This is a genomic window from Agromyces chromiiresistens, from assembly GCF_029167465.1.
Lineage (GTDB): Bacteria > Actinomycetota > Actinomycetes > Actinomycetales > Microbacteriaceae > Agromyces > Agromyces chromiiresistens.
In genome coordinates, this window is the sequence record NZ_JARFNL010000006.1 from 1 (window position 1) to 12,014 (window position 12,014).

The 12,014-nt window shown below is 71.2% G+C and carries 11 protein-coding genes; 7 read left to right on the top strand and 4 right to left on the bottom strand.

What is annotated here, in order from left to right; all coding sequences use genetic code 11:
• Positions 1–121: 121 nt before the first annotated feature.
• Both PX701_RS15290 and glsA read right to left on the bottom strand, forming a co-directional pair.
• Entirely contained in the window at positions 122–1,798 is a 1,677-nt protein-coding gene (locus PX701_RS15290; protein WP_275506813.1) for an MFS transporter, read from the bottom strand.
• Positions 1,795–2,832 (bottom strand): glutaminase A, encoded by a 1,038-nt coding sequence (gene glsA / locus PX701_RS15295; RefSeq protein ID WP_231430687.1) that lies wholly within the window; start codon positions 2,830–2,832, stop codon positions 1,795–1,797. Before glsA ends, PX701_RS15290 begins: the two co-directional genes overlap by 4 nt.
• A gap of 169 nt (positions 2,833–3,001) precedes the next feature.
• On the opposite strand from glsA, the gene PX701_RS15300 reads away from it, so the two are divergent.
• The gene (locus PX701_RS15300) at positions 3,002–3,934 is read left to right on the top strand and encodes a cytochrome b/b6 domain-containing protein (RefSeq protein ID WP_275506814.1); all 933 of its coding nucleotides are present in this window, start codon (positions 3,002–3,004) and stop codon (positions 3,932–3,934) included.
• 115 nt (positions 3,935–4,049) lie between these two features.
• Here PX701_RS15300 and PX701_RS15305 read toward each other — a convergent pair whose 3' ends face one another.
• Together PX701_RS15305 and PX701_RS15310 are read right to left on the bottom strand one after the other, a co-directional pair.
• Positions 4,050–4,817 (bottom strand): ankyrin repeat domain-containing protein, encoded by a 768-nt coding sequence (locus tag PX701_RS15305; protein WP_275506815.1) that lies wholly within the window; start codon positions 4,815–4,817, stop codon positions 4,050–4,052.
• On the bottom strand, positions 4,810–5,487 hold the full coding sequence (locus PX701_RS15310) for a FadR/GntR family transcriptional regulator (protein WP_231430690.1): 678 nt from the start codon (positions 5,485–5,487) through the stop codon (positions 4,810–4,812). Before PX701_RS15310 ends, PX701_RS15305 begins: the two co-directional genes overlap by 8 nt.
• A gap of 113 nt (positions 5,488–5,600) precedes the next feature.
• Here PX701_RS15310 and PX701_RS15315 point away from each other — a divergent pair, with 113 nt between their 5' ends.
• From PX701_RS15315 to PX701_RS15340, 6 genes are all read left to right on the top strand, one after another.
• Positions 5,601–6,698 carry an amidohydrolase family protein gene (locus PX701_RS15315; protein WP_275506816.1) on the top strand — a complete coding sequence of 366 codons (1,098 nt, stop codon included), beginning with the start codon at positions 5,601–5,603 and terminating at the stop codon, positions 6,696–6,698.
• 101 nt (positions 6,699–6,799) lie between these two features.
• Entirely contained in the window at positions 6,800–8,428 is a 1,629-nt protein-coding gene (locus tag PX701_RS15320; RefSeq protein WP_275506817.1) for an ABC transporter substrate-binding protein, read from the top strand.
• Between the two features lie 2 nt (positions 8,429–8,430).
• The gene (locus PX701_RS15325; RefSeq protein ID WP_275506818.1) at positions 8,431–9,381 is read left to right on the top strand and encodes an ABC transporter permease; all 951 of its coding nucleotides are present in this window, start codon (positions 8,431–8,433) and stop codon (positions 9,379–9,381) included.
• A complete protein-coding gene (locus PX701_RS15330) occupies positions 9,378–10,268 on the top strand; it encodes an ABC transporter permease (RefSeq protein WP_231430694.1) in 891 nt (296 codons plus the stop codon). Before PX701_RS15325 ends, PX701_RS15330 begins: the two co-directional genes overlap by 4 nt.
• Complete coding sequence (locus PX701_RS15335) at positions 10,265–11,116, top strand: ABC transporter ATP-binding protein (RefSeq protein WP_275506819.1); 852 nt, start codon at positions 10,265–10,267, stop codon at positions 11,114–11,116. The genes PX701_RS15330 and PX701_RS15335 overlap by 4 nt, the downstream gene beginning before the upstream one ends.
• Positions 11,113–11,943 (top strand): ATP-binding cassette domain-containing protein, encoded by an 831-nt coding sequence (locus PX701_RS15340; protein ID WP_275506820.1) that lies wholly within the window; start codon positions 11,113–11,115, stop codon positions 11,941–11,943. The genes PX701_RS15335 and PX701_RS15340 overlap by 4 nt, the downstream gene beginning before the upstream one ends.
• Positions 11,944–12,014 lie beyond the last annotated feature (71 nt).

A 12,014-nucleotide genomic window follows, 5' to 3' on the forward strand; every position in this document is an offset into this window, starting at 1 on the left:
GCGCTCCTGGCTCATCGACTACACCGACACCCTCACCCCACCCACCCACTGACGATGGCGGGAGCGGGCGCCGGGACGCCTCCGTCGCGGCACCCCGGCACTCGCGCCCCGGACCAGCGCATCAGACGTCGTCGCCGCCCGCGGCCATCGGGTCGGGGATCTCCTCGGGCTTGTACTTCGGCAGGCGCGACGCGGGCAGTGCCGCGAGCGCGCTGAGACCGGCGAGCACGAGGAACCCGAGGCGCAGCGTGTTCAGCCGCTCCTCCTCGTTGATGGCGACGGCGGCGTCGATCTGCTCGGGTGTCGCGCTCGTCTCCTCGAACTTCGCGCGCAGGTCGTCGTTGCTGACGAAGTTCACCTGGCCGAGGCCGACCTCGGCCTTCAGCTCCTCGGGGATCTCGGGGTGCTCGACCGCTGCCTGCGTGAAGTTGAGCGTGAGCATCGTGACGAGCAGGGCCCCCATGAGCGCGGTGCCCACCGCGCTCGCGAGGTTCTGCGTCGTGCCGCGGATGGAGCCGACGTCGCCGGCGAGTTCCTTGGGAGCCGCGGTCACGAGCACGTTGAACACGAGGGTCACGAGCGCGCCCTGGCCGATCCCGAACACGATGAGCCCGACGATCGTCGGCACCGTCTCCCAGTTGTTCGTGACCACGAACGCGAGCCAGATCAGCGCGGCCGTCGTCAGCCCGAACGCGAACAGCGCGATCGTGCGCGGGCTGTGCCGACGATAGAAGCGCACGATGAGCGTCGCCGTGACGAACACCGTGAGGTTGAACGGCATCATCGCGAGCGAGGTGTCGAAGGGGGTGCGCCCCTGCACCACCTGGATGTACGTCGGCACCGTGAAGTTCACGGCTGCCTCCATCGCGACGATGATGAACATGGCGTAGACGGCCGCCCGCTCGGTCGGCTCGCTCAGCACGCCGAGATCGACGAGCGGAACCCGGCCGAGCCGCATGCGGCGCTTCGTCCACATGAAGAAGGCCTGTCCGAGGATCAGCCCGACGACGACGAACACGGGCGCGGGGGAGAGGCCGAGCACGGAGAACGGCGCCCCGGGCTCGGCGAGCAGGATGCCCCACGCGTTCAGGTTGTTGAAGCCGAGCGTGAGCAGCACGATCGCGGCGCCGATGAGCGCAGACGCGACGAGGTCGATGCGGATGCTCCGGTCGCCCCGGTCGCCCCGCAGCCTGAAGCTCAGTGCGAAGACGGCGACGGCGAGCCCCAGCGTGATGAAGAACACCGGACGCCAGCCGACGAGCGTGCCGAGCGTACCGCCGATGAGGAAGGCGCTGATGCCCGAGAACGCGCGCGCCGAGCCGAGCGAGCCGACGGCGGTGGCCTGCTGGTCGCCGCGGTAGTTCTCGGCGATCAGCGCCACGAGTGCGGGCACGATGATCGCGGCGGAGGCGCCGGCGAGCACCTGCCCCGCGATCGCCCAGCCGATCGTCGTCGAGAGGATCATCATGACCGACGACACGGCGAACACCGCGACGACGACGCGGAAGATGAGCACCCACCCGATGCGCTGGCCGAGCTTCGCGCCCGTCATCACGAGGGCCGCGACCGCGAGGCCGTAGACGACGATCGTCGTCGATGCGACCGTCGGCGGCACGCCGAAGTCCTCGACCATGCCGCCGAGCGAGATCGGCAGCGCGGCGACGTTGAACGACATGAGCACCTGGGCGAGGAAGAGCCCCACCATCGGCGCCCACGAGCGGCGTTCGACTGCGTGCGGTGCCGGCCCCGAGGCGTCCGCCCCGTTCGCGCCGTTCGTGGTCGGTGCGGGTGTGGTCATCGCAGGTCTCCTTCGTCGGTGGGCGCGGTTCGCGCCACGAGCGGCTGTGGGTCGGAGGCGAACAGGTTGAGTCCGAGGGCGCGTGACAGGTAGGCGCAGGCGCGCTGGCCGCGCACGCTGTTGCCGGCCTCGTCGAGCGGCGGTGAGAAGACGCCGACCGCCCCCTTGCCCGGTGCGACGGCGACGATGCCGCCCGAGACGCCCGACTTCGCGGGCAGTCCGATCTCGAAGAGCCACTCGCCCGAACGTTCGTACATGCCGCACGAGGCGAGCAGTGCGAGGGTGTCCCGTGCGGTCTCCGCCGAGACGACGCGCTCACCCGTGACGGGGTTCACCCCGCCGTCGGCGAGCGTCGCGCCCATGACCGCGAGATCGCGCGCGGTGACCGCGAGCGAGCACTGCCGCGTGTAGACGTCGACCGCCTCCTCCGGGTCGATGGCGAGCCGGTCGTAGCTCTGCAGGAGCCGGGCGAGCGCCTGGTTGCGGTGGTTCGTGAACGACTCCGAGCGGTACACCTCGCCGTCGAGTGCGAGCGGCCGGCCGGCGAAGCGGCTGAGCCCGTCGCGGATCAGCTGCCAGCGCTCGTCGGCGTGGCCGGCCGGCACGAGCGCGGTCGTCGCGATCGCGCCCGCGTTCACCATGGGGTTCATCGGGCTGCCGCCGTTGAGCTCGACCGCGACGACCGAGTTGAACGCGAGCCCCGTGTTGTTCACCCCGATGACCTCGTGCACGGCTTCGTGACCGATCGCGTCGCACACGAGCGCGAAGACGAACGCCTTCGAGATCGACTGGACGGAGAAGGCGAGCCCGATGTCGCCTGCGAGATGCTCGCCGCCGTCCGCGCCCACCACGGCGAGACCGAACCAGGCGGGATCGGCCTCGGCGAGGACCGGGATGTAGTCGGCCACGGTGCCCTCGTGGAGGTCCGCATAGCGCGCATGGGCGGCCGCGACGAGTTCGTCGACGTGGTCCTTCAACGGCAACGACCCGGTCGAACTGCGCTGGGCGACGTCGCGAGCGTCCGATTCGAACATGCCCCCACTCTGGCGCGCCGAGCCCGATCGCGCGAGCATCTGCCCCGTCCGTCGCCGAATCCCCGGCGCGCCCGCGTCACGTGACGGCGCGGAGTTGCGCCGTTCGCGGGCCTTTGTCACGCTGAGTGACGTGCCCTCAACCTCGCGCCCCGGGTCACGGGGACTCTCCGTGAAGCGAGCCCTGCTCCTCGCCTGCGGCGCCGTCATCCTGCTCGTCGTCGCCGTGGTCGTCGCCCGGTTCCTTCGCACCGCGCCGGCCGTGCAGGACTTCATCGCGGAGTACCCGGGCCACAGCCCGCTGCCCGATGGGGCGCCGGTGGGCATCCCGGCATGGCTCGCGTGGCAGCACTTCTTCAACGCCTTCTTCCTGGTGATGCTCGTGCGGACGGGGCTGATCATCAGGTCGAAGGCGCGGCCGCCGGCCTTCTGGACGCGGGACAACACCCGCTGGCCGCGCACGAACGGGGCGCCGCGCCGGCTCGGGATCTCGGTGTGGCTGCATCTCGTCGTCGACGCGTTCTGGGTGCTCAACGGCGTCGTCTACGTCGTGCTGCTGTTCGCGACGGGGCAGTGGCTGCGCATCGTGCCGACCAGCTGGGACGTCGTGCCGAACTCGATCTCGGTCGTGCTGCAGTACCTCTCGCTCGAGTGGCCCGTCGAGAACTCGTGGGTCTCGTACAACGACGCGCAGGTGCTCGCGTACTTCGCGATCGTGTTCGTCGCCTCGCCGCTGGCGATCCTCACGGGACTGCGGCTGTCGCCGGTGTGGCCGATGCGGGGGGCGCTCGCCTCGGCGCCGCCCGAGCGGTTCGCGCGGGCGCTGCACTATCCGGTGATGCTGTTCTTCCTGCTCTTCACCGCCGTGCACGTCGTGCTCGTGCTCGCGACCGGCGCCCTGCGCAACCTCAACCACATGTACGCGGCCCGCGAGAGCGACGACTGGGTCGGGTTCGCGGTGTTCGCGGTGTCGCTCGCCGTCATGGTCGCCGGCTGGGTGCTCGCCCGGCCGCTCCTGCTGGCTCCCGTGGCCGAGCGCTTCGGCCAGGTGAGAAGGATGCCTCCGGCTCCTGCCGCTCCGGCGCGCAGCGCCGCTCGCAGCTGAGGCGCGGCTCGCCGCTGCTCGTGCGGGATGACCCCGCCGAGGGTGCGGTCGTGGCCCGCTGCGGGGAGTCGAACGCATGCGCGACGAGCGCGCGCCACGAGGCATCCGCCTCGAGTCAGCTCGCCGCGTCGATCTCGGCGACGATGGCGTCGTAGCCGCGCTGTGCGGCGAGCCGGCGGGGGAGCACCCCGTCGCCGTCGGGGATGGACGGGTCGGCGCCGGCCGCGAGCAGCAGTCGGACCGTCTCGACGTGCGCGTCGTCGCCGTCGCCCAGCACGATCGCCTCGTGCAGCGCCGTCCAGGCGAGGTTGTTGACGTGGTCGACGGGAACGCCCGCCTCGATGAGGATGCCGACGGTCTCGACGTGCGCGTGCTCGCTCGCGGGGATGAGCGCGGTGCCGCCGTAGCGGTTGGTGCTCTTCGGGTCGGCGCCGTGCGCGATCGTGAGGCGCAGGATGTCGTTCAGGCCCTCCGCCCCGGCGTAGAGGAACGCCGAGTCCTCGATGCCGTCCTTCGCGTTCGGGTCGGCGCCCGCCTCGAGGAGGGCTCGGGCGACGGCGACGTCGTTCGCGCGGGTCGCCGTCACGAGCACGGGCCGGCCCTCGCCGTCTCGCGCGTCGACATCGGCCGAGTTCGCGATCGCGCGCTCGACGCCGGCGAAGTCGCCCGCGGCGGTCGCGGAGACGATGAGGGCGGTGGCCCGGTCGGGCGTCATCTCGGGGGTGGGCACGGCGGTCTCCTCTGCGGTCGGGGCGGTCGTGGCGGGCCGGGCCGATGCCGTCGGGACCCCCGTCGGTCCGGGCCGGGCAGTGCATCCGGCGAGCAGCCCGACGGCGACGAGCGCCGTCACCGCGAGGATCGGCGTCGGCCGGCGGTCAGGCATCGAGCGAGCGCTCGGTCTGGTCGAGCACGCCGAGCGCCGCGGCGGTCGCGGCCTCGGGGTCGGCGGCCTCGATCGCGCGCAGCAGCTGCTCGTGCAGGTCGACCGCACTGGGATCGGCATTGTTCGAGAGGCACGAGTTCTGCGCGACCGAATGCCGCAGCGACGAATCGAAGCTCGCGTAGATGCCCACGAGCAGCCGGTTGTGCGAGGCGGCCGCCACGCCGACGTGGAACGCGACGTCGTGGTCGGCGAAGGCGTCGACGTCGTTGCGGTCGATCGCCGTGCGGCGATGCTGCAGCTCCTCCCGGAGGGCCGCGACGTCGTCGTCGTCGCGGTGCGTCGCCGCCTCGCGCGCCGCGAGCACGTCGAGCGCGCGGCGCACGGCGAGCACCTCGCGCGCGTCGGCGACGCCGAGCGCGCGTCGGAGGGCGACCTCGGTGGCGTCGCTCGCGATCACGTAGGTGCCGTCGCCCTGTCGTGTCTCGAGCAGCCCGAGCTGCGCGACCGAGCGCACCGCCTCGCGCACCGACGGGCGGCTCACGCCGAATGTCTCGGTGAGTTCGGCCTCGGTGGGGATCCGCGTGCCGACGGGCCAGGCGCCCGTCGCGATCTCGGACTGCAGGCGGTCGACGACCGAGTCGACGATCGACCTTCGCTGGATGGGCTTCACGATTTCCATTCTCTCGATCTTCCGCTCCCGGGGGAATGTATGGTTATCATACATCTTACAAATCGCGGCCGGCAGACCCCGGCCGACCCTCACGGACAAAGGAGTTCGTTCGCATGACCGACACGACCGCCACGACGGCCGAGCTGGCCGGCGACCACCGCTCGGCGACGGGCATCGTCGCCGCTCCGGGGCTCGTCGACGCCCACATCCACCCCGACAAGTCGAGCTGGGGCGGTCCGTGGATGTCTCGCCGTCGTGCCGGCTCACTGCCGGAGTTCATCGCGAACGACCTCGCGACGCAGCGCGCCTACACCCGCAGCGTCGAAGAACGCGCCCACGCGCTGCTCTCGACCGCGCTCGCGCAGGGTACGCTCGCGATGCGCGCGCACGTCGACGTCTCCAGCGAACTCGGCACGAGGAACGTCGAGGGCGTGCGAGCTGCCGCAGAGCGCCTCGCACCGTGGCTCACGGTGCAGATCGTCGCGTTCCCGCAGTTCGGCCTGCTCACGAATCCGGGAACCGTCGAGGCGATGGCCGCCGCGCTCGACAGCGGTGCCGACCTCGTCGGCGGCATCGACCCGCTCGGCCTCGAGGGCGACGTCGACGGCCACCTCGACACCGTCTTCGGGCTCGCCGAGCGCGCAGGACGCGAGATCGACATCCACCTGCACGACGGCGGCGAGCCGGGCCTCGCGCAGATCCGCGAGATCGCCCGGCGCACGCGAGCGGCCGGCCTGCAGGGGCGGGTCACCGTGAGCCACGCGTTCGCGCTCGGGGATGCCTCGCTCCCGACGCTCGGCGCGACGCTCGACACCGTGGCCGATGCCGGGGTGTGGATCGCGAACTGCGCCCTCGGCGACGACCCCGTGCCCGATCTCGACCAGCTCGGGCGTCACGGCGTCCGCCTGGTGGCCGGCAGCGACGGCGTCCGCGACTCCTGGACGCCGTTCGGCTCGGGCAGCATGGTCGATCGCGCGCACCTGCTCGCGTATCGCACGGGCGCCATGACCGACGACGAGCTCGAGCGCTGCTACCGCATCTGCTCGACCGAGGGGGCGAGCCTGATCGGCGTACCCGACCTCGCCGAGTTCTCGGGCCCGGAGCACCCGACCCGGGTCGAGTTCGCCGGCGAGTCGATCGCGCAGATCGTGGTCGACCGTCCCGGCCCCGTCAGCGTGATCCGCGACGGGCTCGTGTTCGACCGGCGCTGAGCCGGCCCGCCGCCCCACCCCTTCCGATCTCCACCCACCCACCCATCCGAAACACCCCCACCACCCCTCATCCAGAGACACGACGACAAAGGAGTTCCCCCGTGTTCCGACGCCGTATCACGCTCACCGCAGCCGCCCTGGCTGCCGCGAGCCTCGCCCTCGCCGGCTGCACCGCGCAGTCGACCGACCAGAACGCTGAGGCGGCGCTCGCCGTCGACTTCGACAACCTCGTCACCACCACGGAGTCCGGCACCGCGCCGGTCGACGAGGTGACGTGGAACCTGCCGTACGAGCCGATGTCGCTCGACCCGCAGTTCGGCTACAACTACGCGGAGAACACGGCCACCGCGAACCTCTGCGAGAGCCTGCTGCGCATGAAGCCCGACTTCTCGGTCGAGCCGGGCCTCGCGTCGGGGGTCACCCAGCCCGACGACACGACCGTCGTCTACACCATCCGCGACGGCGTCACGTTCTGGGACGGCACACCGCTGACGGTCGACGACGTGGTCTACTCGCTCGACCGCCAGGTCGGCGAGACGGCCACGAGCTACTTCTCGAGCTACTTCCAGAACGTCGAGTCGGTCGAGGCGACCGGCCCGAACGAAGTCACGGTGAAGCTCACCCAGCCCGACGTGCTGTTCACCCAGGCCATGGCCACCGCGGCCGGCGCGATCGTGCAGAAGGCCGCGGCCGAGGCGCAGGGCGAGGCGTTCGGCACGCCCGACGGCGGTCTCCAGTGCACGGGCCCGTTCTCGCTCGAGGCGTGGAACTCGGGCAAGAGCATCGAGCTCGCGGCGAACCCCGCCTACTGGGACGGCGCGCCGCTCGCGTCGAAACTCAGCTTCAGCTTCATCGCCGACGAGTCGACGGCGGTCAACGCCCTCCGCACGGGCGAGGTCGACGGCCAGTACTTCTACCTTCCGCCCGCCGGCCTCAGCCAGCTCACCGACAGCGACGAGGTGACCGTGACGTTCGGCGACTCGCTCGTGTTCTGGACCATGATGACGACGAACTTCGACGGCGGCCTCGGCGACGACCGCATCCGCCAGGCGCTCTCGCTCGCGATCGACCGCGAGGCGCTCACGAAGGTCGTCTTCCAGGGCGCCGGAATCCCCGCCACCACCCTCGCCGGCCCCGCGTACTGGGGCTACGAGGAGGAGAAGTTCGCGAAGGCGTTCGACGGGTTCTCGGCCGACCCCGACATCGAGGAGGCGAAGCAGCTCGTGGCCGAGGCCGGCACGGTCGCCCCGATCGTGCTCGCCGTGCAGGGCAGCTCGGCCGTGCACGAGCAGACCGCGAACGTCATCCAGGCCGCCGGCCAGGCGATCGGCCTCGACATCCAGACCAAGGTGATCCCGGTCGAGCAGTTCGGCAACCTCTACTTCGACCCGGCGGCGCGTGAGGGCATCGACGGCTTCTTCACGACGCAGTACGGCAGCTTCGCCGACCCGACCGACGTGTACCAGATGTTCGCGAGCACCGACAGCCACAACTACGCGGGCTGGGACCACGCAGACGACGCGATCTTCGCGGCGCGCGCCGAGACCGACGAGGCCGCTCGTGCCGACCACGTGATCGACGCGCAGCAGACCATCACCGACGAACTGCCCTGGCTCCCGCTCGCCTACGAGCCGGTGACCCTCGTGCAGAACGACCGCATCTCGGGTGCGACTGCCTCGTTCGCCTACCTCTACGCGCCGTGGGCGGCGACGCTCGGCGGCGTGGAGTAACCATGTCGGCCGGCTCCTACCTGTTGCGACGCGTGGGCGGGCTCCTGCTCGTCCTGCTCGTGACCTCCTTCCTCGTCTTCGGACTGCTGTACCTCGCCCCGGGAAGCCCCCTTGCGTTCATCCTCGGGCCGCGCGGCGGCACACCCGAGCAGATCGCCGCGGTCACCGAGCAGTACCACCTCAACGACCCCTTCCTCGTGCGCTACGTGGCCTGGCTCGGCGACATCCTCCACGGCGACCTGGGCTACTCGATCGTCTACCGGCAGGACGTCTCGACGCTGATCTCGGGTCGCGTCCCCACGACGCTCGTGCTCGTGTCGATGGCGGCCGTGATCATCGCGGTGGTCGGCATCCTGGCGGGGACGTACGCCGCGCTCCGGCGCGGCTGGAGCGACCAGCTCACGTCGACGCTCGCGGCGGTCGGGCTCTCGACGCCGTCGTTCGTGGTCGGCGTGGCGCTGATCAGCATCTTCGCCGTCACCCTCGGCTGGTTCCCGACCTTCGGGTCGGGAACCGGCGGGATCGACACGCTGCACCACCTCACCCTGCCGGCGATCGCCCTCTCGGTCGCGAGCGCCGCCTATCTCGCACGCATCACGCGTGCGGCGGTGCTCGAGGAGAGCGGGCGCGAGCACGTGCAGACCGCGACGGTGCGGGGTCTCGCGCCACGGTACATCGTCCGGCACCACGTGCTGCGCAACTCGCTCGTGCCGATCGTCACGGTGCTCGGCCTCACGATCGCGACGCTCATCGCGGGCGCCGTCGTCGTCGAGAACGTGTTCGCGCTCGACGGGCTCGGATCGCTGCTCGTGCGGGCGATCCTGCAGCGCGACTTCGCGGTCGTCCAGGCCGTCATCCTCGTCCTCGTCGTCGCGTTCGTCGTCGTGAACGCGGTCGTCGACTTCCTCTACACGTTCATCGATCCGCGCATCGCGCTCGGGAGCCGGCAATGACCACCCCATCCACCACGAGCCTCGCCGTCGCGCGCGTGACGCGGGAGCGACGCCGAGCGGGCGTCGTCACCGCGACGCGAGACCGGCTCGGCGTCCTCGGCTGCACCGCGGCGGCCGTGCTCCTCGTGATCGTCGTCGCCGCGCTGTTCGCGCCGATCGTCGCACCCTACGATCCCGACTTCCCCGACCTGCTGGCGGCGCTGTCGGGGCCCTCGCCGGCGCACCTGCTCGGCACCGACGCACTCGGCCGCGACATCCTCTCGCGGCTCATCTGGGGCGCGCGCATCACGCTCGCCGGCCCGGGTCTCGTGATCCTGATCGCGACCGTCGTGGGCGTCCTGCTCGCGCTCCTCGCCGCGTGGCGCGGCGGCCGCACCGACACGGTCATCACCTGGCTCCTCGACGTGCTGTTCGCGGTGCCTGGCATCGTGTTCGGGCTCATCGCCGTCGCCATCTGGGGCCCTGGCCTCGGCACCGTCGTCGCCGGGCTCTCGATCGCCTACATCCCCTACGTGGCCCGGGTCGTCCGCGGTGCCGCGCTCCGCGAGCGGAACATGCCGTACGTCTCGGCCGCGTGGCTGCAGGGGCAGTCGGGCACGGGCATCACGTTCACGCAGGTCCTGCCGAACGTGCAGCCGATCGTGGTCGCGCAGGCGGTCTCGTCGCTCGGCTTCGCCGTGATCGACCTCGCCGCCGTGTCGTTCCTCGGGCTCGGCGTGCAGCCGCCGACGGCCGACCTCGGCCTCATGGTCAAGAGCGGCTTCGACTCGATGCTGCGCGGCCACCCGATCGAGGCGATCGCGGCCGGCACGCTCATCGTCGTGATCGTCTGGTGCGTCACCGTCATCGGCGACCGACTCACCTCCAGCGCAAGGAGCCTCCGATGACCGCACCACTGCTGCGCCTCGACGACGTACGGGCGACCCTGCGGCTCAAGGGCGGCGAGCAGACCCTGCTCAACGGCGTCTCGCTCGAGATCGGCGAGGGCGAGGCCCTCGGACTCGTCGGCGAGTCGGGGTCGGGCAAGTCGCTCACCACTCGCGCGATCACCCGCATGCTCGGACCCGAGTTCGCCGTCACCGGCGAGATCGAGTTCGGCGGGGCGTCCGTGCTCGGCATGAACGCCGCGAAGCTGCGGCGCTACCGTTCGCAGGACGTTGGCATGATCTTCCAGGACCCGCGCGCCCACGTGAATCCGGTGCACCGCGTCGGCGACTTCCTCACCGAGGCGCTCGTGCAGAATCGGGGCGTCGATCGCCGCGAGGCCGAGCGCCGGGCGGTCGTGCTGCTCGACGAGGTCGGCGTGCGCAATCCCGAGCACCGGCTGCGCCAGTACCCGCACGAGCTCTCCGGCGGGCTGCTGCAGCGCGTGATGATCGCGAGCGTGCTGCTCACCGAGCCGAGGCTCATCCTCGCCGACGAGCCGACGACCGCGCTCGACGTGACCGCGCAGTCCGACGTCATGGCGATCCTCGACGAGCAGCGGCGTGCCCGCGGGCTCGCGCTGCTGTTCATCACTCACGACCTCGAACTCGCCGCAGCGTGCTGCGACCGACTGGCCGTCATGTACGCCGGCGAGATCGTCGAGCAGGGCGCGCACGTCTACGACGCGCCGAGCCACCCCTACACGGTCGAGCTGCTGGGCGCTCGACCGAGCATCGACGAACGAGCCGACCGGCTGCCGGTGCTGCGCTACAACCGTGAGACCCACGAACTGATGAAGGCGGAAGCATGACCGACAGGACCGAGCCCATCGTCGTCGCGCGCGGGCTGCGCAAGGTGTTCCCGGGGCGAGCGAAGGACGAGCCGATCGTCGCCGTCGACGAGGTGTCGTTCGAGCTGCATCCCGACGAGTGCCTCGCGATCGTCGGCGAGTCGGGCTCCGGCAAGACGACGGTCGCGCGCATGCTCGTCGGCCTCGAGACCCTGACCGGCGGCGAACTCACCGTTCGCGGGGAGTCTCGCGCCGGCGGGGTGAAGCGGCTCGCCGACCGCCGTCGCTGGGCGCGGGAGGTGCAGTACGTGTTCCAGGACCCGTACTCGTCGCTCAACGGACGGCAGCGTGTCGGCGACATCGTCGAGACGAGCGTGGTCCTGCACGCCAACCGCTCCGGGCGCCGAGGCTCAGCCAGGACGGCGGCGCTCGAGATCCTCGAGAGCGTCGGCCTCGGCGAGCAGTTCGCGTCGAAGTACCCGCATCAGCTGTCGGGCGGGCAGCGCCAGCGCGTCGCGATCGCGCGCGCGCTCGCGGCCGACCCCGCCGTCATCGTCCTCGACGAGGCGGTCGCGGCGCTCGACGTGTCGATCCAGGCGCAGATCCTCAACCTGCTCGCCGACATCCGGGCCGAGCGGGAGATCAGCTACCTCTTCATTTCGCACGACCTGGCCGTCGTCAACCAGATCTCCGATCGCATGATCGTGATGGAGCACGGCATCGTCGTCGACTCGGGCGAGACCGCGGGCCTCCTCGCGAACCCGGTGCACCCGTACACGCGCTCGCTGCGCGCGGCCGTGCCTCGCCCGGGATGGCGGCCGGTGCGACGCGACCGGCTCGCCTCCTGAAGGGCCGGGCGCCGCTTCGATTCCGCAACCGGCCGGCCGGACGCTTTACAAGTCCGGCCGGCTGCGGTGTC

Bases quoted from the DNA above. Each gene is read 5' to 3' on its own strand.
- PX701_RS15290 (WP_275506813.1), bottom strand. From the start codon at position 1,798: ATGACCACACCCGCACCGACCACGAACGGCGCGAACGGGGCGGACGCC.
- glsA (WP_231430687.1), bottom strand. From the start codon at position 2,832: ATGTTCGAATCGGACGCTCGCGACGTCGCCCAGCGCAGTTCGACCGGG.
- PX701_RS15305 (WP_275506815.1), bottom strand. From the start codon at position 4,817: ATGCCTGACCGCCGGCCGACGCCGATCCTCGCGGTGACGGCGCTCGTC.
- PX701_RS15315 (WP_275506816.1), top strand. From the start codon at position 5,601: ATGACCGACACGACCGCCACGACGGCCGAGCTGGCCGGCGACCACCGC.
- PX701_RS15325 (WP_275506818.1), top strand. From the start codon at position 8,431: ATGTCGGCCGGCTCCTACCTGTTGCGACGCGTGGGCGGGCTCCTGCTC.
- PX701_RS15330 (WP_231430694.1), top strand. From the start codon at position 9,378: ATGACCACCCCATCCACCACGAGCCTCGCCGTCGCGCGCGTGACGCGG.
- PX701_RS15335 (WP_275506819.1), top strand. From the start codon at position 10,265: ATGACCGCACCACTGCTGCGCCTCGACGACGTACGGGCGACCCTGCGG.
- PX701_RS15340 (WP_275506820.1), top strand. From the start codon at position 11,113: ATGACCGACAGGACCGAGCCCATCGTCGTCGCGCGCGGGCTGCGCAAG.